Here is a 25791-nt window from a genome sequence, read left to right as displayed (position 1 = left end):
TTTGCTGATCAATTGAATATTAATTCGTGAAAATTAGTGCGATTCGTGGCAAACCCTTTTTTAAGTTATGGAAAATTTACAAAATATTAGAGTTGCTGTTGATGCCATTGTTTTTGGCTATAAAAACAACAATTTGTACGTGCTTTTAATTGAGCAAAAGTTTGGTTCTGCTGATAAATATTGGGCTTTGCCCGGTGGTTTGGTAAAAGAAGACGAATCATTAAGTAATGCCGTAATTAGAGAACTTCATGAAGAAACCAATGTTCAGTTGACTTTTATGGAGCAATTGTACACTTTTGGAGATGATATTCACAGAGATTCCAGAAACCGTGTTATTTCAGTTGCTTATTATGCTTTAGTCGAAGCTTCGAATTTAGAAATCAAAGCAGATACAGATGCTGAAAGGGTACAATGGTGCAAAATAGATGAAATTCCTTCTTTGGCTTTTGACCATAATTTAATTATCGAAAAAGCAATCGCGAGACTAAAGGCAAAACTAACTTACGAACCAATTGGTTTCGATTTATTGCCTGAGGAATTTTTGTTCTCAGATTTAGAAAATCTCTATTGTACTATTTTAGAGAAAGAAATTGACCGACGTAACTTCAGAAAAAAAATCCTTAGTTATGGTTTTTTAGATCAGACAGATCATTTTTCGCCCATAAAAAACGGAAGACCGGCAAAGCTTTTTAGGTTTAATCAATTGAAATATAGTGATTTAATTAACAAAGGTTTTCACTTCGAAATAAAGTTTGCGTAATTTTTACACAAAATAAATTGTTTATTTAAAATAATAATCTACATTTGCGTATAATTAACGCAAACTAAAAAGCTATGATACTTAACCTAGGCCCAAAATTCACTCCGATCCTTAATCAGGAAGAAATTAAATTTCAAAGTTTTACATTTTCTGGCGGAGAACCACATATCAAAATTGATCCAAATTTTGATACCACTCAAAAAGTAACGATTACACACCGATTAAATTCATTCAACGATTTAGGTTTATTGTGTATCACAGTAGATGCTTTGCGTAGAATGGATGTTAAAATAATCGATTTGTTTATTCCGTATTTTCCGGCAGCAAGACAAGATCGTGTGATGATCAAAGGAGAATCTCTTTCTGTAAAAGTGTATGCTGATATCATAAACGGACTTCAATTGAATAAAGTTTTTGTTTTTGATGCGCATTCTGAAGTTACTCCTGCATTGGTAAACAATTGCGAAGTGATTCCGAATCATATTTTTATCGCAACGGTTTTGAAAGAAATTGGCAAAAACGTAAAATTGATTTCTCCAGATGGTGGAGCCCTTAAAAAAATCTACAAAGTTTCTGAGTTTTTAGGCGGAATTGATGTAGTAGAATGCAGTAAAAGCCGTGATGTAAAAACCGGAAGATTATCTGGATTCAAAGTTTACGAAGACGATCTAAACGGAATCGATTGTTTGATTGTTGATGATATTTGCGATGGCGGCGGAACTTTCGTTGGCTTAGCCGAAGAATTAAAAAAGAAAAATGCCGGAAAATTATATTTAGCCGTAAGCCACGGAATCTTCAATAAAGGATTTGAAGTTTTAAACTGCTTCGATAAAATATTTACCACCAATTCAGTAAAAGATTTCGAAGGAGAAGAAGTCGAAGTTATTAAAATTACTGTTTAAAAAGGTTTCAAGTTTCAAGTCTCGTGAGAACGTGAAACCTGAAACAAAAAAAACTATAACCAAACAACTAGAAATTATGAGCGATGATTTAAAACCAAGATTTATTGAATCTTTAAAAAGAAACAATGATCAGATTAGAGAAGACAGAGCCAAAACAATTGGTGAAGATTCTGAATTAATATACAGACGCCGAGTTGAAGATATTGAATTGAAAATAAAAAGATTAGAAAGAGAGCAAGAAGGACTTATAGATATTAGTCCGCTGGATAAAAACAGTTTGACTTTTGCTGATTTTCAACCCGAAGCATTTGTTCAAAAAGATATGGAATTATCATTAACAATCAGAAATTTAAACATTCAGTTTGAAGTGACAAAAAAGAGATTCGAGTATTTATTTGGTAAAACATTTTAGTTATGGGAGGTACAAGATATGATTTAGGTGCTCGTTCAAGCAGAGCGGCAGCAGCAGGTTACGGATCAAAATCTGCAAGTGAGATTTTTACGCAAAATTCTTTACGAATGGCGCATGAATCTATGAATCCAAACGGAATTACTTTTAGAGAAGCCAGAGATTCTGAAGTGCATCCTAATACAGTTCCTATTATTTTGGGATTGGATGTTACGGGAAGTATGGGACACATTCCGCATGAATTGATCAAAGATGGACTTCCTAAATTAATGGGAGGAATCATTCAGGGCGGTGTTCCGGATCCGGCATTATTGTTTTTAGGAATTGGCGATCACGAATGCGACAGATATCCTTTGCAGGTTGGACAATTTGAGTCTGGCGATCAGGAACTGGATATGTGGCTGACGAGAACCTATATCGAAGGCGGTGGAGGAGGAAACGCAGGCGAAAGTTATTTATTAGCCTGGTATTTTGCCGCTTTTCATACCAAAACCGATGCTTTCGAAAAAAGAGGTCAAAAAGGATTGTTGTTTACCGTAGGTGATGAACCTAATTTAGAAACACTTCCGGCATCTGCCATAAAAGAAATTATGGGCCAGGGACAGCAAACGTATACGCATCTTGAATTATTAAAAGAAGCGCAGAAACGTTATGAAGTGTATCATATTAGTGTATTGCATTCTGATCAGGCGATAAGAGCAAATGTAGCCTGGAAAGAGTTATTAGGACAAAACTGTTTGTCTATCGAAGATCATAAAGAAATCCCGAATGTAATTAAGAAAATCATTTGTGATAAACATAAAAGTTCAGGATTAGGCTTAGGAACAATTCCGCTTGACGGATTAGATAATATAGAAATGCTTTAAATATTTCTATGTGTTTAAAAAATATTTTATAAAATGAAAACAGCACAAATAGTTATAGGTTTAGGATTTGGTGATGAAGGAAAAGGAATCACGACAGATTTTCTGGCGAAGCAAAATCCTGAATCTATAGTTATTCGGTTTTCAGGAGGTCAGCAAGCAGCGCATACAGTAATGATTGGCGATAAAAAGCACGTTCATTCGAGTTTTGCCAGTGGTGCGCTTCGCGGTTTACCTTCTTATTATAGCGAACATTGCACGATTCATCCGGTTTTTTTATTTAATGAAAGAAAAGAACTCGAAGAATTAGAAGGAAATACGGAACTTCATATTCATCCTTTAGCCAAAATTACAACACCTTTTGATGTTTGGCAAAACCGAACTAACGTTAGAAACCTCGATCACGGAACTTGTGGAAAAGGAGTTGGAGCGACAATGAAGCGTAATGAAGGTCAATACAAATTATTCGCCATAGATCTGATCGCGCCTCGACAGATGCTTTTAGCAAAACTGGAAAAGATAGCCTATTACTACGGTTTTCTAAATGAAAGTGAAATAGACGAAGAAGTCAGTCATTTCCTTGAAGTGATTGATGAAATAAAATGGAATATCAGCGATTACAGCTTTTTAAAAAACTACCAAAATCTTATTTTCGAAGGAAGCCAGGGTATTTTACTCGACATGGATCACGGTGTTTTCCCGAATGTAACATACGCCAATACAACTTCAAAAAATGCGTATGAAATATGCAAAAAGCTGCAAATAGAAGATATAGAAATCTATTATGCGACTAGAAGTTATGCAACCCGACACGGAAGTGGATGGATGAGTAATGAAAGAGAATTAAAATTAAAAAATAACGAAGAAGAAACCTGTATTCATAATGAGTTTCAAGGCGAATTGCGAACTGGCGATTTAGATTATGATCTTTTAAATTATAGTTTAAAGTTAGATGCAGCTTATAGTCCAAACGCAAAAAGAAATCTGGTGATAACCTGTATGGATCAGATTGAAAAGGATTATGAATTTGAAAAGTTAACTACAGAATTTACTGAAATCTACGGATCATTTTCACCCGATTCTAAAGATTTTAAACAGCTAACTTCTTTGTTTCAATAAAGAGAAAAAATGAAATATACTATAGAAAATATAACCTCGGAAAGTAAGTTTTTATTTTTCTGGGGACACCAGCCCAATAATGACGGAAGCATTTCTAAAACTTGCTTTAGTCAATGGTGGTTAAGTTCTTTTGAAGTCGATAATGTGACTTATCAAACTGCAGAACACTGGATGATGGCCAAGAAAGCCGAATTGTTTAAAGATGATACAATTTTGGATAAAATCCTTCAGGCAAAATCTCCTGCCGAAGCCAAAAAGTTTGGAAGGGAAGTAAAACATTACAATGAAAACCTTTGGTTAGCCGCAAGATTTGACATTGTCAAGGAAGGAAATTATCATAAATTCAATCAAAACCCGGAGTTAAAAACTTTTTTGCTCAATACAAAAGACAGGGTTATAGTAGAAGCAAGTCCGGTCGATGCCATTTGGGGAATCGGGATGGCTGGTGATCACAAAGATGTTTTCAATCCTGCGAAATGGAGAGGTTTAAATCTTTTGGGGTTTGCTTTGATGGAAGTTAGGGATGAATTGAAATAAGATATAATGGAAAATAAAATTGAATCTGGTTTGTTTGGTGTTGCAATTGGTGATGCTTTAGGTGTTCCTGTTGAATTTAAATCAAGAGAATATTTAAAAATAAATCCAGTTATTGATATGATGGGTTTTATGTGCTGGCATCAGCCGCCTGGAACATTTAGCGATGATAGTTCTTTGGCTTTTTGTACTGCCGAGAGTTTATGCAAAGGTTTTGACATTGAAGATATGGGAATAACTTTTGTAAAATGGATGCAGGAAGGATATTGGGGAGCGCATAATAAAGTATTTGATATTGGCGGAACGACAAAGCATTCTTTAGCACGAATTGTCAGAGGTGATTTGGCGAAGGATTCAGGTAATTTTTTTGAGGAAGATAACGGAAATGGTTCTTTGATGAGAATTTTGCCATTAGTATTTTATCTTCAAAAAGAAAAGGATATTGAAGTTGTTTATAAAAGCGTAAAAGCAATATCCTCCATCACTCATGCGCATTTTCGTTCAGTATTTGCTTGTTTTATTTATGTTGTTGTATGCCTCGAAATTTTAAAAGGGAAAAACAAAGCTGATTCGTATAAGGAAATGCAAAATATTCTTTCGAAATTTCTAAAAGACAAGGAATATAATCCAAAGGAAATTCAGTTATTTGATAGAATTTTACAAAATAATATTTCCGAATATCCTGAAAATAAAATTGAGTCCTCTGGTTACGTATTGCATAGTTTAGAAGCGAGTTTGTGGTGTTTCCTACACTCAGATTCTTATGAAGAAACTGTTTTAAAAGCGGTTAATTTAGGCGGAGATACAGATACAACAGCGGCAATTGCAGGAGGTTTGGCAGGAATTTATTACGGAATTGAAAATATTCCACAAAAATGGATTGAAGGTTTGGCAAGAGCCAATGATATAAAAGATTTAGCAGAATGATTATCAAAAAATATTAAATAAAAATACCATGAACCCACTATTATTAACAGACGGTTACAAAGTTGACCACAGAAGACAATACCCCGATAAAACAACATTAGTATATTCTAACTGGACACCTAGAAAATCAAGAATCGAAGGAATTGATGAGGTGGTGTTTTTTGGATTGCAATATTTTATTAAAAAATATATTATTCATGATTTTGATGCTGATTTTTTCAAACAGCCAAAAGAAGAAGTAGTTAAAAAATACGCCCGCAGAATCAATAATTATTTAGGTGAAAACCAGGTTGGGACAAAACATATCGAAGATTTACACGATTTAGGATATATCCCAATGGTTTTTAAGGCATTGCCGGAAGGAGCAAGCGTACCTTTGAGAGTACCAATGTTTACAATGTACAATACGATTCCGAAATTTTTCTGGTTGACCAATTATTTCGAAACGTTGCTTTCTGCCGTGGTTTGGTTGCCATGTAATTCAGCTACAATTGCCAGAGAATATAGAAAAGTTCTGGGCAAATACGCTGATGAAACTTCATCAGTTCCTGAATTTGTAGATTGGCAGGCGCACGATTTCTCTATGAGAGGAATGGGTGGAATCGAAGCAGCAATAACTTCTGCAGCCGGACATTTGTTGAGTTTTACAGGTTCTGATACAATTCCGGTAATTGATTTCTTCGAAGATTATTACAACGCCAATTCTGATCAGGAATTAATCGCAGGTTCAGTTGCAGCAACAGAACACTCTGTAATGTGTATGGGAACTACCGAAGGTGAATGCGAAACTTTCAAAAGATTAGTTACAGAGGTTTATCCTAAAGGAATTGTGTCTATCGTTTCTGATACCTGGGATTTATGGAAAGTTTTAACCGATTATTTACCACGTTTAAAAGAAGACATTATTGCCAGAGAAGGTAAAGTAGTCATTCGTCCTGATAGTGGTGATCCGGTTGATATCATCTGCGGAAATCCAAATGGAAAAACTGAAGAAGAAAAGAAAGGTGTAATTGAGCTGCTTTGGGATGTTTTTGGAGGCACAACGAATGCAAAAGGATATAAAGAGCTTATTCCTCAAATTGGCGCTATTTACGGTGATAGTATTACCGTAGCAAGATCTATCCAAATTTGCGAAAGATTAAAAGAAAAAGGATTTGCTTCTACTAATGTTGTTTTGGGAATTGGATCATTTACTTACCAATACAATACCAGGGATACTTTTGGTTTTGCGATGAAAGCAACATACGGAGAAGTGGATGGAGAAGGAAGAGCAATTTTCAAAGATCCAATCACGGATGACGGAACTAAAAAATCTGCCAAAGGATTAATGAAAATTGATTTAGTTGATGGTGTATATCATTTAACCGATAATGTTTCATGGGAAGAAGAAAAACAAGGTGAATTGAAAGAAGTTTTCAGAGACGGAAAACTTTTAGTTGATCAGTCTTTGAGTGATATTAGAACGAGAGTTAAAAGTGATATTAATGTTGAGGCATAATAAGCAGTTTGATTATTATTTGAATTAATAATCTCGGAGAGATGATATATTTATAGAAATTTAAAGATTGTTCTAAGAAAAACCCCATCGGGGTGATATATTTGACAATCAAATGTAAGCGCAATATCGCTCCGTTGGAGCTTTAATCTTGTGTACATATTTGCTGTAAATATTATGCTCCGATGGAGCTTATTGTGATAATTGCATAAAAAAACGAAAGCCTGAATTTAAAATTCAGGCTTTTTTTTGTTGTGTGCCCAGCATGGGCGATAACTCTAGGGTGTAAGTCCCGAACACGCCTTTACAGTGGGAAGTGTTAGCTGAATGCAAGGGTGTCCATCGCGAGGTGGAATCTGAAGGAAGCAGTAGGCAAACTCTTGACCTGACGAACAGAAACTATATAAAAGGCCAAAGATGTTGGATAAGGTTGCAACACAAACTGAAGTCCAAAACTGTACGGAAACATCATGGTAAATATAGCAGGTATATGAGAGGAAAGTTGTCGTTCTTACCTGGGGAGGTCTTATAGAGATAGGGGGAGTTTTTTTTTTTTTTTTTTAAGAAAAGCACTTATGGATAACAATTGCTATAAGAAGTCAGCAGAGGTCATAGTAGGTACTGTAAATGAGTACCGAAGGACTGAACTTAATTAAGTGAGTAGTAAATGAATGTTACCTATGAAGGCACGAATGCAGAAAATATCAAGTAATTTGATAACTACCTTGGAAAGGATAGGACGGAATCCGACAGCTACCAGGGAGTGCAGACCTTTATTGGGATAACTGAAAACAACCTCACGGAAGTACTTTAGGTTAGGTATCTATCTTAAAATGTATCGTAAATTAAGAACCGCCTTGGTACGGATCCGTATGCCGGGTGGTGTGGAAGGTCGCCTAGGGAATTAATCCCTAGGCTCCTATCCGATTCTTATCATTCGTTGCCTTCAACGGATTAAAATCAGTTAAATATATCATTTCTCTGAAATCGTTCTTCAATAACGTTCCGTCGAAACAAATAGATATTGTAGGGATGGATTTTAATCCGTCCTTCGCAATGCATCTTTATCGCAGCAGTTTGTCATTTCTGGGAACGAGAAATCGCACCAGAAACTCTGCAATCAAAATCGTCAATCTTTGTCGAATTACGTGTGTGATTTCTCGTTCCTCGAAAATGATAAGTTTGTGTGAAAATTAGATTTAAAGAAAAAAGCTGTGCAAAACACTTTTCGGACAGCTTTTTTTATTTTTTATAAAAATTATTGTGATCAATATAATCCCAGACTTTAGGTGGTAAAAGCGGTTGAATGTTTTTTCCTTCCTTAATGCTGTTTCTAATAAAAGTAGAAGAAATTTCAACAATCGGGGCATCAATAATATGAACCTTAGGATGCGATTTTAATTCAATATTTTCCTCTTCTTCAGAAATTCTTGGATAAACATAAATGTCGTAGTGGTCTAAAAGAACCTCGTAATTTTTCCATTTATGCAGTGTTTTCAGATTGTCTTCTCCCATAATCAATGAAAAGTCATGGGTTGGGTACTTCTCATGCAAATGAACCAAAGTATTTACGGTATAATTAGGCTGAGGTAGTTTGAACTCAATATCAGAAGGATTAATTTTTGGATAATCTTCTGTAGCAAGATAAACCATTTCTAATCGTTGATGATCGTCTAATAGGGTGGCTTTCTTTTTTAACGGATTGTGCGGCGTAACGACCATCCAAATCTGATCTAAATCGGCAAACTCAGCCATATGATTGGCAATGATTAAGTGGCCAACATGAATGGGATTATACGTTCCGAAATAAAGGCCTATCTTCATAAAAAAGGTTTTTTCATAATTTAAAAAAGTAATTGTTACAGTTAAATTATGCTGTGGTATTAAAATAGTTTAGTAACGACTCTTTTTTGAAATCAAATAATCAATAGAGAATTTGCCGCTTCCGGTTACAAGAAGAACTAAATAAAATAACAAGTATAGTATTCCCATTTCTTTAACGTCGATTGGGTCAGCACCATGAATAACAAATACTGCAACCAGCATTGTAATTATCAATGGCAGTGTTGCCAATCTTGTTGCCAGGCCAATAAAAAGAAAAAACGAACAGATTACTTCTGCAAAAACGGCAAGAGTTAAAGAAGCTGTTTTTCCTACTCCAAGAGGGTCAGGAAATTGTATTTCGCCTCCTGCTAAAAGCATATTCAATTTAGACAAGCCATGCGAAATCATTAAGGTTGCAATTGATATTCTAATTACAAGAAGAATAATATTCAGGTAATTCTCGTTTCTTTTTATTTCAAATAAATTAATCATAATATAGATATTAAAAGCTGTTTACATCCAATTCTAACGGTTGTTTTTGTAAAAAAGTATTGTCTATGTGGTCTTTAATCTTTATTTACGAAAGCTTTTACCAATTGATATGCTTCTTCTTTTGCTGTATCTAAATCGTAATTTTTTATAATGGTATCAAATTGTGGAGCAGTTGCTAATTCTACAGAAGCTTTTGCAATTCGCATATTGATTTTGTCATCACTTTCAGTAGAACGTTCTTTTAATCGGCGTTTCAATTCATCTACACTTGGAGGTTTTACAAAAACAGCTAATGTTTGATCAGGGAATTTGTGTTTGATACGTAGTCCGCCTGCAACGTCAATGTCAAAAATTACATTTTTACCCAAAGCCCAGATACGTTCAATTTCCGATTTTAAGGTTCCGTAAAAATTATCGCGATAAACCTCTTCCCATTCCAGGAAATCTTCTGCTTTAATGTGTTTTTTGAATTCTTCTAACGAAATAAAATAATAATCTTTTCCGTGTTGTTCATCTCCGCGTGGGTCGCGTGAAGCCGCTGAGATTGAAAATTCTAAATTTAAATCTTCTTTCCCAAGTAAGTGTCTTACTATAGTTGTTTTTCCCGATCCTGAAGGTGCCGAGAAAACGATTAATTTTCCTTTGTTCATTCTTTATTTATAAGTGATCAATCGTTTCAGAGATAAAACTCTTTTTTTAGGATTGATAACAATTCATTATATGAGATTAATTCATTAACGTTTGGATAACGTTTTAAATAAGTTTCAGGATTATCAAAAGAAAAACTATTTTTTAGTTTTCCGTTTTTAACATAAACTTGATAACCTACACCATCTATAACAAGAAATTTCTTTTTTACTATAATTTCCTCTCCCTTTTCTGTATCAATAAAAGGTTTTTCAAACTTGTATTGTATGCTTGTCATACTTGGTAAAAACTCTACATTGGTTAATAGTAAATTAAGCCAAATCAAATTTGCATCTTTTGGTTTTAATTTTCCAAGATTTTCTTTAGGAAATTGTATTTGATCAGTCTTAGTCACACTATTAGAGCTTTTCGAATACCAAAATATTTCTACAATCCAATTGTTTTTTTCCTCATCATGCATTCTCAATATTTTGATGGTACTTGATGTTGAATAATCTTTATAAATACGAATTTCTTTTTCAAATCCTAACGTGTCCGGTATTTCTAAAACCTTATTGATTTCTGAAATGTTTTGAGCTTTGATGTTCAAACTTATCAGAAGAAGAAGTGAAAAAAGAAATGTTCTCATTCGTTTTTACAAAACATTCAAAACCTGTTCTTTAATCTTCTCTAATTCGTCCTTCATCATCACCACTAATTTCTGCATTTGAGCGTGATTCGATTTAGAACCCATAGTATTGATCTCGCGACCCATTTCCTGAGTAATAAAACCTAGTTTACGACCGTTAGCTTCAGTACCTTTTATAGTTTCTAAGAAATAATCTAAATGGTTCGTTAAACGCACTTTTTCCTCGGTAATATCCAGTTTCTCTAAGTAGTAAATCAATTCCTGTTCGAAACGATTTTCATCAACATTCACTTTCAATTCAGCTATTGCAGTTTGCAAACGATCTTTGATAGCCTGAACACGTTCCGGATCAAGAGCCAAAGCGTCATTCATATATTGACGGATATTTCCAATTCTCAGGTTGAATTCTTTTTCGAGAGATTCACCTTCATCTTTTCTAAAAGTCAGGATATTTTGAAGCGCCTCCTCGATAATCACCTGAATTTGTTCCCAGTCGTTTTCATCGATTTCCTCACGTTCCGTTTTTAGCGTATCAGGCATACGAACCGCCATTTTCATTAATTCAGTTTCATCAGCTGCGGGATATACTTCTCTTAATTGAGCAATATAGTTTTTTACAACAGGAACATTTACTTTAGTCGAAGTTTGTTCAGAAGTGCTTTCGATGTAAATCCCGAAATCAATCTTTCCTCTCTCAAGTTTCGTAGAGATCTGAGTCCTTAAACCTAATTCCATTTCGCGATAAAGCGACGGCATTCTTACGTTTAAATCTAAACCTTTACTATTTAAGGATTTTACTTCAACGGTAATTTTTTTTGTAGGCAATTGCAAAGAAGCTTTGCCAAACCCTGTCATAGATTGTATCATATAATTGAGTATAAAGGCGCAAAGATAAATAAAACTTTGCAGTCTTGGGTTGTAAATCGCTAATCTGTTTTATGCTGAACAACTTAAAGTTTTTTTGCCACGAATTACACAAATTATCACGAATTTAATTAGTGGAAAATCATTTAATCTGTGGCTTTATTTTAAGCATAACAAATAATTCTTGCAAATTTGTCTAATTTGTGGCTAACTTTTTTAGTCCTGAAATTTTAATTTGGGCGTTCTCTGCCGCGGCGGACGGGCTATCCGCTCCCAATCTTTTTTTGAGCAGAAAAAGCTCAAAAAAAGGATTTCCGCTTCAAACGAAGTTCACTGAACACTAAAATAAAATAAAATTATAGTGAAGTAATCCCTAACGCAAACCCGTGTACTTTAGAACTTTATTTTTCTAAAGCTTTCGTTACCTGTAATGTAACAGGTTGAGTATTGCCAATATAAATTTTACCATCAATAATAAAAACCGGACGGCTTAAAAAAGTATAATGTTCTAAGATATATTTCTTATAATCATCCTCAGTTAAAGATTGATTCTTTAAATCCATAGATTTATATAATTGTGCTTTTTTACTAAACAAAGCTTCGTAACTTCCGGCAAGTTGGTACATTTCCTCAAGTTCAGCTTCAGTAATAGGATTTTGTTTAATGTCATGAAAAGCCAAATTATTGTCTTTAGGTAAGCTTTTAATAATTTTTCGGCACGTATCGCAAGAAGCTAAGTAATATATTTTATTCATGATTTTTTAATTTAAGAGACTACAAAGAAAATTCATTTAAAACTGAAAAATGCCTAATTTTAGAAAAAAAAATATGAATTCAGTTTTTGAAGTACAGAAGACCATTAGAGAAATTCTTCTTAAGGTTTTAGACCATCATTCATTAGAGCAATTGAATAAAATTCCAGACGGATTTAGCAATAATTTAATTTGGAATATTGGTCATTGTATATCGTCACAACAGGTTTTAATCTATAAGTTATCCGGTTTGCCAACAATGGTTTCAGATGAGCTTATCGCCAAATACAGGAAAGGAACAAAGCCGGAAGGTGATGTTTCACAAGGTGAGGTTGATGAAATTCGAGCATTGCTTTCTACAACTTTGCAGCAAACAGAAAGAGATTTCGACAATAAAGTCTTTGTTGATTACAATGAGTACACCACTAGTTTGGGTTTTACTCTTAAAAATATAGACGGCGCATTAAGCTTTAATAATTATCATGAAGGAATCCATACGGGAATTGTCATGAGTATTAGAAAGTTTGTTTAAGCTTTTGCTTTATTTTTTGGCTGTTCGCAATTTCTACAAATAATAAACCCGACAGGTTTTAAAACCTGTCGGGTTTGAATATCGAATATGATATTTTTATTCTACTATAGTTTCAATTGTAACTTTCATGGCGCCGGCGCCTTTGTTTTTGGCGATTTCCATAAAAGCTCTTTTCGATAGATCAAGTTCTCTTGTTTTTACAAACGGACCACGATCGGTAACTTTAACTATGACAAATTTTCCGTTAGCTTCATTTGTTACTTTAATTCGGGTTCCAAATGGCAGTTTTTTGTGCGCTGCGGTATATTTACTGTTATTGAATTTGATTCCGCTAGCCGTTTTCTTTCCGTTAAATCTGTCCGCGTAGTATGACGCATGAGCATTCTTTTTATAAGGCTTTAGTTTTAAACCCTTATCTGTAAATACAGAATCAATTGGCAAGGCAAGTATGTCTGGTCTTACTATTTTTACCGTATCCTGGGTGATTTTAGGTTTAGGTTCTGTTGGTTTTGTTTGACTTATGACATAAGTAAAACAGCTTAAAAAAGTTATTGTTAGTGTAGTAAGTATAATTTGTTTTTTACTTCTCATTTTTTATTTTTTTTCAGACTTGGGGGAGTTTGTACAAATAATATGCCGAGATAAAAAAAGCCCTATAATTTTAGGGCTTTAATTGGTTTTTAGAACCATAAGTTCCATGGGATTCTACTCAATATAAGCAATAATCCTAATCCGTAATAGATAGCAAAAGTTTTAAATTTAGCTTCGCTATTAATTAATTTTTTATGTTTAGACCATCCAATAGTAATCAGGGCGATTGCTATCAGATTGATTAATGGGTGTTCTAATGAAGTAAGTCTTAATTCTGCGTTAGACATTTGTCCAAAGGCTGCTTTACCTAATGGAGACACAAAATAAAGAATCAAACCAACTAATAATTGGGTATGTGTTCCTATTAAAGCAAACAATGCAATTTTGCGGTCTTTAGCGGTAAAATCCTTTTTTGATGTTACGCCAATGATAGCATTTACAACTGCAACTAATAAAAGCAAAAGCGCTAAATAAGCCCAGCCAGAATGGAATTTTTGTAGAAAATGGTACATAAATTAATTTTTTTGTTAAAACAAATATAGCAAAAAAGGCATAAAAAAAACGGCATTAGACTAAAAGTCAATGCCGTTTTTTGGTATTTATTTAGATTCTAAATATTAGAAATCGTAACGTAGCGTAAAGTTCCATGTTCTTCCAAAACCAAAGAATACAGTATTTGCGTTAGCAACTCCATTGTAAAGCCTGTTATTAGAAGCATAAGTTCCTAAAGCAGGATTTGATGAACTTACGTTATCATCAGCAAAAATATTAGTTCTTGCCTCAGCAATGTAAATTTTGTCAAGAACGTTGTTTACGTTTAATCTGAAGTTTACCGATTTGTCTTTGTTTTTACCAGTTAACATTTTGTAAGAGAAACCAGCATCCATCAATCCGTAAGAAGGTAATTCTAAAGCTCCTTTGTTTGTTGCAGATGTAAAGTTTACCGGGTTTAATCCAGCATATAAATTACCATTGTAGTTGTAGTTTGCGTCAATCGTTACTCTTGTAACAACTTCGTAAGAAGCTCCTAAAGAAGCAGTCAATTGAGCAGCATCACCTACTTTTACTTTGTCCATGTATACTGTTGCAGCAGTATATCCTTCTACTGGAGTGTTATCTGATTGGTTGTAAGCATTTACAGTAGCATTTCCTTTATATTCCCAGATTCCGTAAGAGAACATACCTGTAATTTTAAATTGTGGAGTAATATTTGAACTACCTTCAAATTCAATTCCAGAGTGAACCTCGTTAAGACCTACGAATTCTGTATAAGTTGAGTTTGCAGGAATAGTTGGTGTTGCAGTAAGGGCATTACCTTTTAAGTACCTGTTATTCCAGGTTGTATTGTAAAGATTTACCGTAGCATTAAAGAATCTAGAACGGAAACCGTAACCAGCTTCAAATCCAGTGATTTCCTCATTAGTAAGGTTAGGGTTTACTGTAGATTTGTTGTTAGGATAAACTGAGTTAAAGAATGGTTGTCTTGAGTAGAATCCAGCATTAACATAAACATTGTTTTTCTCGTTGATGTTGTAGTTAGCTCCACCTTTAACATTTCCACCTGTAAGGTTTTTGTAAGGAGTAGACGCTAAAGGATCAGTTGATTTGTAAACAAAATTATCTTCTCTTTTGTATCCTTGTTGTGATATAGCTCCCTGAACGAAAGCTGTTAGGTTATCTTTAGAGTATTCTAATTGAGTAAATACACCGTACCATTTTACATTACCAGTACTGTTGAATGAAATTTTCTCGTAGTCTTTCTTTTGAAAAACATTCCATTGAACATCTGTATCATAAGTTGTAGTCAAATGTCTACCAGCTGGTTTTTGATCAGCAATAAAATTATCATAATACTCACCTCCGCCTAATAAGTTATTTAGAACTGTATAGTGGTATCCTTTGTAAGTTCTTCCGTCAAAACCAAAATCTAACGTTAATGTATTAGATAATTTTTTGTTTAAGTTGATTACTGCACCAAACCAGTCATGAGAGTTGATAGATGAAGTTTGTGAAATACCAGAAGTATTAATATTTGTTTGTGGGTTATAGTCGTTTATGTTTGAACTCGTATTAAAGTAAGAGCTGTTTTGGTAAACCCCACCAATTTGTTGTCTTTGTTGAAGACCTGTCATTCCGCCAATAGTAACTGCCTGACCAGCATTGTAAGCATAGATTTTATCATAATCTACTAAACCGTCCGGTGTTCTGAAAGCTACAGCATCACTGTACGCTTTTCCTTTAATTCCTCCACTTGCACTAGCTCCTGCACCACGTCCCATAGACGCATAAAGAACAGAAGAAAGTTTTGTTGTTTCGTTGATTTTATAATCCCAGTTGAAAGAAGCAACAGGCTTGTGGTAATAATTTTTTCTGATGTTATATTCAGATCCATTCAAATATCCGTTATCAGCATTGTATCTGATGTTTGGATCACCATTATTACCATATTGTTGGTAAGTAGCAATTGTAGATATTGTAGATCTTTGGTTGTGCCATTGTGGAGCACCTGTTACAGTAAGTTGAAAGTCATGTTTACCACTTTTGTTAGCATATCCTAAAGCAACATAATAGTTAGAACCTTCAAATTGAGTTCCGTCAACATAACCGTCTCCCATTGTTTGAGATAACAAGATAGAAGCAGAAAGTCCGTTGTCTAATTTTCCAGTATTGTATGAACCCTGAATTTTAAAGTTTCTTCCATTTCCAAAACCAGAAGCGAAAGATCCACCTTCTTTTTTGTCAGAAGATTTAGTTACAATGTTAATAGTTCCCCCAACTGATGGAGTTGCTAGTTTAGATGCTCCTAAACCTCTTTGTACCTGCATTGCAGAAGTAACATCTGCTAATCCCGCCCAGTTACTCCAGTAAACAGAACCATTTTCCATGTCGTTAACCGGCATACCGTTGATCATAACAGCGATGTTATTTTGGTTGAATCCACGAATATTGATTCTTGAATCTCCAAAACCACCACCTGATTTAGTAACATACACAGAAGGAGTGTTTCTTAAGATCTCCGGAAATTCCTGAGTTCCTAATTTTTCCTGAATTTCAGCAGCTTTAATTGTAGAAACTGCTACAGGAGTTTTTCTGTCCTTTGCAATATCGACAACTGTACTTTTTACAACAATTTCGCTTAATTCGTTAGAATTAGACGTTAAAACGATAGTTCCTAAGTTAGTTGTTCCACCGGATACTGAAAATTTTAAAGTTTTGTTTTCGTAACCTAAAAAAGAAATAACGATTTCTCCTGTACTTGTTGTTGTGCTGAGAGTAAATTTACCATCAAAATCTGTAGAAGTAGCAGTTGTAGATCCTTTGATCACTACGTTTGCTCCCGGTAATGAACCACTACCGTCGGTAATCATACCTGTAATTTTTCCTTGAGAAAATGCGGTTGAAACAATCATGAACAATAGTCCAGTGAGTAACCAATTTTTCATTGTCTTCATTTGTTATTTAGTTTATTGTTTTTGGCAAAATTATAACATTTTAATCAGATAGTGTTATCAAAATGTTAAGAAAAATAAGTTTTATCTAATGTGTTGCGCATTAAAATGATTTTTTCTTTTTTTATTACATAAAATAATGTTTTTTTGAATTTTATATACCGTTTTTTGTTAAAATCGTAATGATTTACACAGTGGTGTAGTGCTAAACTTGCAATAATCAGTGCTTTACGGGTTTTTCGGGGTGTATTTATACGAAAAAACGCCTTAATTTCTGTTAAATCAAGGCGTTTCAGTTTGTTGCGAAAAACTTTTTTTAAGTTTTATTTATTCTTTAGGAAGTGATTTAGCAAAAATGAAGTAGAGCTATCATGATTTTCCACCGTCTTAGTGTTAATTTCATGTAAAATAGAGTTAGCTAATTGTTTTCCTAGTTCAACTCCCCATTGATCAAAACTAAAAATGTTCCAGATCACACCCTGAACAAAAATTTTGTGCTCATATAAAGCGATAAGTGATCCTAAGCTTTTAGGCGTTAATTTTTGAATTAAGATCGTATTGGTTGGTTTATTTCCGGTGAAAACTTTAAAAGGCAATAAGTAAGATGCTTTTTCTGCAGAAAGTCCTTGTTTGTCAAATTCAGCCTGAACTTGTGCTGCCGTTTTTCCGTTTAGCAAAGCTTCAGTCTGAGCAAAAAAGTTAGACATCAATTTATCGTGATGATCTTCGTTCCCGTATAATGGTTTTACGAATCCAATAAAATCAGTCGGAATTAATTTCGTTCCCTGGTGAATCAATTGAAAAAAGGCATGTTGTGAATTTGTTCCCGGTTCTCCCCAAATAATAGTTCCCGTTTGATAGTTTACCGGTTTTCCGTCACGACCAACACTTTTTCCGTTACTTTCCATAGTTGCCTGTTGCAAATAAGGAGCTAATTTTGATAAATATTGCGTGTAAGGAATCAAAGCTTCACTTTCGGCACCAAAGAAATTATTGTACCAAACACTTAGTAAAGCTAAGATTACCGGAATATTTTCGTCGAATTCTGCTGTTTTAAAATGGTCGTCCATTTCATTAGCACCTTTCAATAAATCGTTATAATTATCAAAGCCAATGGCTAAGCTAATACTTAATCCAACAGCGCTCCATAAAGAAAATCTTCCTCCAACCCAATCCCACATTGGGAAAACATTGTCAGGATTGATTCCAAATTCAGTTACTTTCTGGATATTAGTAGAAACTGCCACAAAATGTTTAGCAATATCTTCCTGAGAAGCTGATTTCAAAAACCATTCTTTAATAGTTTCTGAGTTTGATAATGTTTCCTGTGTTGTAAAAGTTTTAGAAACAATTAAAAATAAAGTAGTTTCAGGATTTAGTTTTTTGATTACTTCGTTTACGTGATCGCCGTCAACATTCGATACGAAATGAAGGTTCAGGTGATTTTTATAAAATTGCAAAGCTTCAACTGCCATAACTGGTCCAAGGTCAGAACCACCAATTCCAATATTTACAACGTCAGTAAAAGCTTTTCCTGTAAAACCTTTTCTTTCGCCAGAAATAACTTCGTGGCTGAAATTTTTGATTTTATTTTTTACTTCATAAACTTCAGGAATTACATTTTCTCCATCAACTTTTATAACTGCAGATTCCGGTGCGCGTAATGCTGTATGCAGAACTGCTCTGTTTTCTGTCTGGTTGATAATGTCTCCACCAAAGTATTGAGCGATTGCTTCTTTTAATCCAATTGAATTGGCTAATTCTACTAAAAGAGAGATCGTTTCCTGATTGATATTATTTTTAGAATAATCAACTAAAAAGTCATTCCATTGTAAATTGAATTTTTCAACGCGACTATTATCTTGTTGAAATAATTCTTGTATTGTAGTTTCGTGAATTGCGTTATAGTGGTTTTGCAGATTTTTCCACGCTTCAGTCCCGGTTGGGTTTGTTGTGTTTAAAGCCATTTTATTTGTTTAATTGAGAATGTGGTTATAAAAAACAAAAATACTGAAATTAGTTTTAATAGGGTACGGGTTCACAATTATATAACAAATAGTTACGAAAACGATTTATCGACTTTTAGTTTTGGATTTTGTGGTTATGATAACAGCGCCATCATTTTCTTTGTCGTTATATACAATACGGCTACTGTTTATGTTTAAAAAATCTAAACTTAGTATTTCACTTCTTTTTAGAGGTAGTATAATTGTGTCCTGTTCTTTGTCGTATTTAAAAGGAATTCCATTTATTACAATCAAAGGCGATTTGTCAATTTGTTTTTTTTCAAAGGCATTGTTGACTGATTCTAATACGAAATATTTGTTTTCTTTCGTGTCATTTAGAATAAAAGCCTTTGGTTTAGAGCATGCAATTATTATTGTTGAAAAAAATAGTAATAAAGCTCGTTTCATTAATGGGAATTTGTTGAATGTTATTTTGAAGTAGCGAGTTTTTTTTACCAAATCTTCCACCAGGGCTTTTTATTAACCTCAATTGTTTTCTTGGTAATATCGATTTCTATTCTTTTTGTTTCTTCGGTTTTGATTTTAGAATCATCAAAAAACAGTTTGCCATTTTCATCTATTCCAATCGGGGATTTAGTTCTTTCTTGCCACTTTTCAGTTTGCAGCTCAGGAACTAAAGGTAAATTAATTTTATCTGAAAATTTTTTTCGGGCTTTTTCTATAATCTCTTCCTCTAAGTTCGAAGTTGAGTTTTTTAGTAGTGTTATGGAATTGTCCGGAATGTTTAATAAAAAAACCTGCGTTTTGTCTTTGATTTTATAAACGTCCAATACTTTAAAATAAGCAATGGAATCTAAAAGAAAGTGACCGTTTTTTGCTGAATCAGGATTGAATTTCGATAGATCTTTTGGATGGGCACTTGCAATTAAATACCTTAAATTACCGGAAAGTCCACCGCCCATAGAAGTCATGTCAGTAAAGCCTTTTTCCTGAATTATTTGTCCAATTTTATAATTTGAAATTAAATCATCAGAAAGAGTAGTGTCTCTGTAAAATAGTTTTAAACCAGAAAAAGTTTCATTATAAATTGCTTTAAGACGTGTGTTTTTCATGATCCTTCTATTTTTAGAACTGATTTTTAATAAAAGGATTACAAATTCCCAATACTGTCCAATTCTCTTTTCAATGGTTCTATTTGCGCCATGAAACGGGTTCTGTCATTTCCTGTCAAAGATTCTCCGGTTGGCAAGTTCAGTCTCAGTGCGTCTACCTGAACGCCGTTTTGCCAGAAACGGTAACAAACATGTGGTCCTGTTGCTAATCCTGTGCTTCCTACTAATCCAATAGTTTGACCTTGCGTAACTCTCTGTCCTCGTTTTACTAAAATCCTCGACATGTGTAGATATTGAGTAGAGTAAGTTCCGTTGTGTTTTACTTTTACAAAGTTTCCGTTTCCTGCTGTATATCCTGTTGCTTCTACAACTCCGGATGCTGTTGTTGAAATAGGTGTTCCGGTTGGTGCAGCATAATCAGTTCCTTTGTGCGCTTTCCAGGTATGTTGTACCGGATGGAATCTGTTTGCAGTAAATCGGGAAGTAATTCGGCTAAACTTGATAGGTGTTTTTAGAAAGAAGTTTTTCAGGGTTTTTCCCTGATCATCATAATATTCGACCTTTCCTGAAAGCGTGTCTTTTTTAAACGGAAAAGCATATATTATTTTTCCTTTGTACTCAAAAAAAGCAGCTTCGAGGTCTTCGACACCATCATAAGTTTTGCCATTTATAAAGCGTTCTGTGAAAATTAACCCGTAACGATCTCCTTTTTTAAGTTTAAAGAAGTCAATAGACCATGAGAATACTTTTGTAATTCTGCTTGCCAATGCTGCTTCTACGCTTTCGTTTCCTAAAGTTTCAGATAATGAACTTTTTAAAACTCCGCCAATAATTTTACGTTTTAGTGTAACAGGTTTTACTTTTTTGTAGGCTTTTGCAATACTGTCCCTAAAGTCAACCACATAATATGTCAAGGCATCCGGCTGATAAATAAAAACCTGAAGTTTGTTTGTTTTGTTTTTTGAGCGAAGAATAGTGTAAGGTTTGTGGTATCGAATCGATCTTACATTAAAAGAATCTTTAATCTGTTCGACAACGTCATAGATTTTTTTGTCGCCAATATTCTGGCGCTGTATAATAGAGCCAAAAGAGTCTCCTTTTTTTATAGTATCATGAAGAACATTAAAATCAGCATAATTAAAGCCAAATTCTACTTTTTTTGTTTTCGGTTTTGTGACTTTAATTTCAACTTTTTCTGCAGTTTTATTACATGAAAATATTGAGAATAACAGGATTATAAGGACGAATGCTTTTTTCAAACTTTAAAATTTTTTTCAGGAAATTATATGGTTGTTTCGTTTCCCCAATTGGACAATTCTTCTTCGGCCCACAATTTAGGAAAAAAGATGCGTCTTTGGTATTTTGGGTGCATATATTTTTGCCAATCACTGCCTCCTGTGGCCTCACCATTGCCTTTGCCACTTTCCAGAATGTATTTTCTTGCTGTGTTTAAATGTTGCATTACCCAAGTGATGTTCACAGTTTTATCATAATGACGCATGGCGTCAATTAATTCTGGGCTTTGCTGGTCTTCGATAGGTAATTGTGTAAATTTTTGCCAGATGTTTTTAGTTTTAAACTCCGACATTTGTCTCAAAAACTGACCTTTATATTTTTTCTCAAATTCCTGAAGTAAATATGATTTTTCACCTGTCTGATAATCTTTTCCGGCAGCCTGCCAGTATAAATGTTCAAAGCTGGTTTCTAAATCGGTATTTTCGTTAAAATTTTCCTTGTATCTGCGATCTGTTAGATTGATAACGTCTGTCGAAGCAAATTCTATCAATCTATATTGTGCGCTCTGAAAACCACTTGCGGGAGTTAGAGTATTTCTGAATTTCATGTATTGGTCAACATCCATTCCGTTTTCCATAATACTGAAAGAATTTGTCAGCATATCAAAATATCGTGTGATTCTTGATAATCTCTCGCTAAAAAAAGCTACCTGAATATTTTGGGTATCTGCAATTTGATCAATTTCCCATAAGATCATTTTAAAAATCAATTCATTTACCTGATGATACATGATAAAAACCATTTCGTCAGGAAGTGTGGTGCGTTGTGTTTGTAAACTTAATAGCGCATCAGTTTGAATGTAATCCCAATAAGTAATTGGTTTTGACCAAAGTAATCCTTCTAATTGAACCTCAGTTTTTTGATTTATAGCTTGGAATTTAAGGTCAATTTCTTTTAAAATTGATTCTGAATGATCAGTAAGGTTCATTATTTTTTTACTTTAAATGGATTTTTTAATCCTTTATATTCGTCAAGATCTGCTTTGAGTGATCCCACTGCCAGATCTGCTTTTATTCTAACCGGAACTTTGTTGTCGTCATCTGTGATCCAGAGTGTTACGCTTTCTTTTTCTTTAAAAACTCTTCCTGCTTGTACCAGAGGTTTGAACATCATAGTAGAAACGGTTCCAAATTTAGTTGTAATATCTTGACGGCCTACATATTTTAACTTAAATTTTGTGATTTCGTCGTCAAAAAACATATCAATTGTTATTGCTTCGCCTGGTTTAAGTTTGTCGATAGTAGGATGATTTCTCAGATAATAAAAAGAGGAAATAATATCCTGAACATTATCCGTAATCATAATGGTTTTTTCGGTTTTACGCTTGTAGTCTTTTACTAAAACCTTGTTAGCGTTTTGGTCAAAAAGGCCTTCCTGGTCTTTTGTGTAGCCGCCTTCATTAATTTTTCGAACGTAACGATACGGACTTCCGGTTTGTTTGTCAAAATAGCTTTCGTATAAGTCTTCGACCTTAAAGAAAAATTTTGACATTCCGGTTGTGTACCCTTTACCTATAGCATGAAACACTTTTTTATTGTTTACGGTAGCGTCTTTTATTTCGAGTGTGGCATATCCGGCATTTATAATTCCGTAGTGAATTCGGAATTTAAAGTATTCTCCAGTATCGAAAGCGTCCTCTTTCTGAGTGTCGAAACTGAGGGTCGTGAGAATTAATATGATGAGGATTAATTTTTTCATAGTACAATTTTTACATTTCATTATAAAGATAAAGAAATGCAAATTCTATTCCAAATGTACCAAAACAAAAAAACTCAGTCAAGGAATGACTGAGTTTTTATGCTATTAACTAACCAAAAAACTATAAATTATGAAATTTATATCAATTCAGAAGGAAACCACCCCTTCTTGATTTGCGAGTGCAAAGGTATGTTTAAAGTTTAGAAAATAAATCGTAAAATTCTAGTTTAACATAACATTTGCATAAAAACCATCGTTTTATAGAGAATTTTTCTGCATAATGCAAAAATATTGCGATTTTACAATGTACCTCTTAATTCTTGTTCTCTTTCGATAGACTCAAAAAGGGCTTTAAAGTTCCCTGCGCCAAATCCTTTTGCTCCCATTCTTTGAATAATTTCAAAAAATAGCGTTGGTCTGTCCTGAACAGGTTTAGTAAAGATTTGTAACAAGTATCCATCTTCATCCGCATCTACCATAATGGCTAATTTTTCAATTTCATTTATATCTTCTTTCATCATGCCCATATGTGCGCCCAATCTTTCAGGAATTGCCTGATAATAGGTGTGTGGCGGAGCAGATAAAAATTCAACACCTCTTGATTTCAAATCAGAAACCGTTTTTATAATGTCATCTGTTGCGATGGCAATATGTTGAATTCCGGGTCCGCCATAGAAATCTAAATATTCTTCGATTTGTGATTTTTTCTTTCCCTCTGCCGGTTCATTAATTGGAAATTTAATTCTTCCGTTTCCGTTTGACATTACTTTACTCATCAATGCTGAATATTCAGTATTGATTTGTTTGTCGTCAAAGGATAAGAAATTCACGAATCCCATAACATCTTCGTAGAATTTTACCCAGGTATTCATTTCATTCCAACCCACATTTCCAACCATATGATCAATATATTTTAATCCGGTTGGTGCTGGATTATAATCTGATTTCCATTCTTTGTAACCCGGTAAGAAAACACCGTTGTAGTTTTTTCTTTCTACAAAAATGTGAACAGTTTCTCCGTATGTGTAAATTCCCGAACGAACAACTTCTCCAAATTCATCAGATTCTACTGTTGGTTCCATAAACGAGCGCGCGCCACGTTTCATGGTTTCTTCATAAGCACTTCTGGCATCTTCAACCCAAAGAGCAGCAACTTTTACTCCGTCACCATGCTTTTTTAAATGTTCGTTTATTGGGGAATCAGCATTTAAAGGAGTCGTTAAAACGATTCTGATTTTATCCTGTTTCAAAACATAAGAAGCTTTGTCTCTCACTCCCGTTTCTAATCCGGCATAAGCCAATGATTGATAACCAAAAGCGGTTTTGTAATAATGTGCCGATTGTTTTGCGTTCCCTACGTAGAATTCTACATAATCTGTTCCTAATAAAGGAAGGAAATCTTGTGCTCCTTCAAAGATTTTTTCTAATCCGTATTCTACTGATTTAAGTTCTTTACTCATGATAAGCCCCCTAGCCCCCGAAGGGGGAATTCCTATTAGGGGTAAATAGGATTTTAGTTAAATAATATTGTAAAAGATCAGGTATTGAGAATTCTTAATTCCCCCTTCGGGGGTTAGGGGGCTTCCGTCCAGGATTTATAGTATTGCCCATCATCAAGACCCATTGCTTCTTCTGTAACCATAAGTGGCCTGAAAGTATCAACCATTACGGCTAATTCGTGGGTTTCTTTATGACCAATGCTGCGTTCCATTGCGCCAGGTGCGGGACCGTGCGGAATTCCTTTTGGGTGTAAAGTGATATGACCCTGCTCAATATTATTGCGGCTCATAAAATCTCCGTCTACATAATACAGTACTTCGTCTGAATCTATATTGCTGTGATTGTATGGCGCCGGAATTGCTTTTGGGTGATAATCATAAAGTCTTGGGCAGAATGAACAAACGACAAAAGTGGCTGTTTCGAAAGTTTGATGTACTGGTGGCGGTTGGTGAACACGTCCTGTTATAGGTTCGAAATTGTGAATAGAAAATCCGTATGGAAAATTGTATCCGTCCCAACCCACAACGTCAAAAGGATGTGTGGCATAAACCACTTCGTGAATCATGCCTTCTTTTTTGATTTTAATTAAAAAATCACCTTTTTCGTCGTGTGTTTCCAATTCGTTTGGCAAAATAAAATCGCGTTCGCAAAATGGCGAATGTTCTAAATGCTGACCTGATTGGTTTTTATAACGTTTTGGAGTGTAAAAAGGAGAGTGAGATTCAACATAGAAAAGTCGGTTTTCCGAAGTCTCAAATTCTATTTGATAAATAATACCTCTAGGAATAATCAGGTAATCGCCATATTCAAAAGGAATATTCCCTAACATGGTTCTTAATTTTCCTTTTCCTTTATGGATGAAAAGCATTTCATCAGCATCGGCATTTTTATAGAAATATTTTGTCAGTGATTCTTTAGGAGCTGCCAGACCAATGATGCAGTCTTTGTTGACCAGCATGGCTTTGCGGCTGTCTAAAAAGTCATTTTCAGGTTTTAATTCAAAACCTTTAAAAAGTAATGATTTTATGTTTTTTCCGATTGCAATTTTTGGTTCAACGGAATAGGAATTTAAAATTTCTTTAACCTGTGTTGGTCTGTGAACATGATAAGAGAGTGACGAGTGTCCGTGAAAACCTTCGGTACCAAAGAGTTGTTCGTAATAGAAACCTCCGTTAGGTTTTTCGAATTGGGTGTGTCTTTTTTGAGGAAAGTTTCCAAGTTTGTGATATAATGGCATGGCTTTTCAATTAGATAATTTGTAAATTAGATAATTCGAAAAATTTGAATTGTGTGAGCAGATAATTACATCAATATTGTAATTGACTAATTATCTCAATTCGGTAGTTTTACTCAGGATTTCTCTTGATAAGGAATTGAAGATACTCTAATAAACCTGTCCATTTTGTTTTCATTATAACAAATGTCGTAA

Annotated in this window: 26 protein-coding genes; 9 read left to right on the top strand and 17 right to left on the bottom strand. The window is 34.2% G+C overall.

What is annotated here, in order from left to right:
- Positions 1 to 67: 67 nt before the first annotated feature.
- The 8 genes from QLQ94_RS03845 to QLQ94_RS03810 all read left to right on the top strand — a co-directional run bounded on the left by QLQ94_RS03845 (position 68) and on the right by QLQ94_RS03810 (position 7012).
- Positions 68 to 760: an NUDIX hydrolase gene (locus tag QLQ94_RS03845; protein ID WP_271334104.1), complete on the top strand. Its 693-nt coding sequence runs from the start codon at positions 68 to 70 to the stop codon at positions 758 to 760.
- 74 nt (positions 761 to 834) lie between these two features.
- Positions 835 to 1662: a ribose-phosphate diphosphokinase gene (prs, locus tag QLQ94_RS03840; protein ID WP_271334105.1), complete on the top strand. Its 828-nt coding sequence runs from the start codon at positions 835 to 837 to the stop codon at positions 1660 to 1662.
- Positions 1663 to 1738: 76 nt separating this feature from the next.
- Positions 1739 to 2074: a hypothetical protein gene (locus QLQ94_RS03835; RefSeq protein WP_031455095.1), complete on the top strand. Its 336-nt coding sequence runs from the start codon at positions 1739 to 1741 to the stop codon at positions 2072 to 2074.
- 2 nt (positions 2075 to 2076) lie between these two features.
- On the top strand, positions 2077 to 2937 hold the full coding sequence (locus QLQ94_RS03830; protein WP_271334107.1) for a hypothetical protein: 861 nt from the start codon (positions 2077 to 2079) through the stop codon (positions 2935 to 2937).
- Between the two features lie 33 nt (positions 2938 to 2970).
- Entirely contained in the window at positions 2971 to 4053 is a 1083-nt protein-coding gene (locus QLQ94_RS03825) for an adenylosuccinate synthetase (RefSeq protein ID WP_427401232.1), read from the top strand.
- Positions 4054 to 4062: 9 nt separating this feature from the next.
- Complete coding sequence (locus QLQ94_RS03820) at positions 4063 to 4590, top strand: NADAR family protein (protein WP_271334109.1); 528 nt, start codon at positions 4063 to 4065, stop codon at positions 4588 to 4590.
- 6 nt (positions 4591 to 4596) lie between these two features.
- Positions 4597 to 5514, top strand: coding sequence for an ADP-ribosylglycohydrolase family protein (locus QLQ94_RS03815; RefSeq protein ID WP_482499223.1), 918 nt, complete (start codon positions 4597 to 4599; stop codon positions 5512 to 5514).
- Between the two features lie 28 nt (positions 5515 to 5542).
- Positions 5543 to 7012: a nicotinate phosphoribosyltransferase gene (locus tag QLQ94_RS03810; RefSeq protein WP_271334111.1), complete on the top strand. Its 1470-nt coding sequence runs from the start codon at positions 5543 to 5545 to the stop codon at positions 7010 to 7012.
- Between the two features lie 1239 nt (positions 7013 to 8251).
- Here the strand turns inward: QLQ94_RS03810 and nadD are convergent.
- The 6 genes from nadD to QLQ94_RS03780 all read right to left on the bottom strand — a co-directional run bounded on the left by nadD (position 8252) and on the right by QLQ94_RS03780 (position 12220).
- Complete coding sequence (gene nadD / locus QLQ94_RS03805) at positions 8252 to 8833, bottom strand: nicotinate (nicotinamide) nucleotide adenylyltransferase (protein ID WP_271337199.1); 582 nt, start codon at positions 8831 to 8833, stop codon at positions 8252 to 8254.
- 69 nt (positions 8834 to 8902) lie between these two features.
- Entirely contained in the window at positions 8903 to 9325 is a 423-nt protein-coding gene (locus QLQ94_RS03800) for a DoxX family protein (RefSeq protein WP_271337200.1), read from the bottom strand.
- Between the two features lie 74 nt (positions 9326 to 9399).
- On the bottom strand, positions 9400 to 9975 hold the full coding sequence (gmk, locus tag QLQ94_RS03795) for a guanylate kinase (protein WP_271337201.1): 576 nt from the start codon (positions 9973 to 9975) through the stop codon (positions 9400 to 9402).
- A 26-nt stretch (positions 9976 to 10001) separates the two neighbouring features.
- A complete protein-coding gene (locus QLQ94_RS03790) occupies positions 10002 to 10601 on the bottom strand; it encodes a hypothetical protein (protein ID WP_271337202.1) in 600 nt (199 codons plus the stop codon).
- A gap of 6 nt (positions 10602 to 10607) precedes the next feature.
- Positions 10608 to 11468 (bottom strand): YicC/YloC family endoribonuclease, encoded by an 861-nt coding sequence (locus QLQ94_RS03785; protein ID WP_271337203.1) that lies wholly within the window; start codon positions 11466 to 11468, stop codon positions 10608 to 10610.
- A gap of 398 nt (positions 11469 to 11866) precedes the next feature.
- Positions 11867 to 12220, bottom strand: coding sequence for an arsenate reductase family protein (locus QLQ94_RS03780; RefSeq protein ID WP_482499222.1), 354 nt, complete (start codon positions 12218 to 12220; stop codon positions 11867 to 11869).
- 73 nt (positions 12221 to 12293) lie between these two features.
- On the opposite strand from QLQ94_RS03780, the gene QLQ94_RS03775 reads away from it, so the two are divergent.
- Positions 12294 to 12749: a DinB family protein gene (locus tag QLQ94_RS03775; protein WP_271337205.1), complete on the top strand. Its 456-nt coding sequence runs from the start codon at positions 12294 to 12296 to the stop codon at positions 12747 to 12749.
- 96 nt (positions 12750 to 12845) lie between these two features.
- On the opposite strand, the gene QLQ94_RS03770 is transcribed toward QLQ94_RS03775, so the two are convergent.
- The 11 genes from QLQ94_RS03770 to QLQ94_RS03720 form a co-directional block, all read right to left on the bottom strand.
- Positions 12846 to 13340, bottom strand: coding sequence for a septal ring lytic transglycosylase RlpA family protein (locus tag QLQ94_RS03770; protein WP_271337206.1), 495 nt, complete (start codon positions 13338 to 13340; stop codon positions 12846 to 12848).
- A gap of 89 nt (positions 13341 to 13429) precedes the next feature.
- Positions 13430 to 13852: a hypothetical protein gene (locus QLQ94_RS03765; RefSeq protein WP_271337207.1), complete on the bottom strand. Its 423-nt coding sequence runs from the start codon at positions 13850 to 13852 to the stop codon at positions 13430 to 13432.
- A 105-nt stretch (positions 13853 to 13957) separates the two neighbouring features.
- Complete coding sequence (locus QLQ94_RS03760) at positions 13958 to 16792, bottom strand: TonB-dependent receptor (protein WP_271337208.1); 2835 nt, start codon at positions 16790 to 16792, stop codon at positions 13958 to 13960.
- A 320-nt stretch (positions 16793 to 17112) separates the two neighbouring features.
- A complete protein-coding gene (pgi, locus tag QLQ94_RS03755; RefSeq protein ID WP_482499221.1) occupies positions 17113 to 18756 on the bottom strand; it encodes a glucose-6-phosphate isomerase in 1644 nt (547 codons plus the stop codon).
- 105 nt (positions 18757 to 18861) lie between these two features.
- Complete coding sequence (locus QLQ94_RS03750; RefSeq protein WP_482499220.1) at positions 18862 to 19203, bottom strand: hypothetical protein; 342 nt, start codon at positions 19201 to 19203, stop codon at positions 18862 to 18864.
- Positions 19204 to 19247: 44 nt separating this feature from the next.
- The gene (locus QLQ94_RS03745; RefSeq protein WP_482499219.1) at positions 19248 to 19868 is read right to left on the bottom strand and encodes a hypothetical protein; all 621 of its coding nucleotides are present in this window, start codon (positions 19866 to 19868) and stop codon (positions 19248 to 19250) included.
- 38 nt (positions 19869 to 19906) lie between these two features.
- The gene (locus QLQ94_RS03740) at positions 19907 to 21127 is read right to left on the bottom strand and encodes a M23 family metallopeptidase (protein WP_271337211.1); all 1221 of its coding nucleotides are present in this window, start codon (positions 21125 to 21127) and stop codon (positions 19907 to 19909) included.
- Between the two features lie 23 nt (positions 21128 to 21150).
- Entirely contained in the window at positions 21151 to 22092 is a 942-nt protein-coding gene (locus tag QLQ94_RS03735; protein ID WP_271337212.1) for a tryptophan 2,3-dioxygenase family protein, read from the bottom strand.
- The gene (locus tag QLQ94_RS03730; RefSeq protein ID WP_271337213.1) at positions 22092 to 22862 is read right to left on the bottom strand and encodes a DUF3108 domain-containing protein; all 771 of its coding nucleotides are present in this window, start codon (positions 22860 to 22862) and stop codon (positions 22092 to 22094) included. The genes QLQ94_RS03735 and QLQ94_RS03730 overlap by 1 nt, the downstream gene beginning before the upstream one ends.
- A gap of 299 nt (positions 22863 to 23161) precedes the next feature.
- Positions 23162 to 24322 carry a 4-hydroxyphenylpyruvate dioxygenase gene (gene hppD / locus QLQ94_RS03725; RefSeq protein ID WP_271337214.1) on the bottom strand — a complete coding sequence of 387 codons (1161 nt, stop codon included), beginning with the start codon at positions 24320 to 24322 and terminating at the stop codon, positions 23162 to 23164.
- A gap of 113 nt (positions 24323 to 24435) precedes the next feature.
- Positions 24436 to 25599 (bottom strand): homogentisate 1,2-dioxygenase, encoded by a 1164-nt coding sequence (locus QLQ94_RS03720; RefSeq protein ID WP_427401242.1) that lies wholly within the window; start codon positions 25597 to 25599, stop codon positions 24436 to 24438.
- Positions 25600 to 25791: the final 192 nt, after the last annotated feature.

The organism is Flavobacterium sp. B114r, from assembly GCF_056824125.1.
The sequence above is the reverse complement of the archived record's forward strand: the minus strand, read 5'-3'. Positions and strand labels throughout refer to the sequence as shown.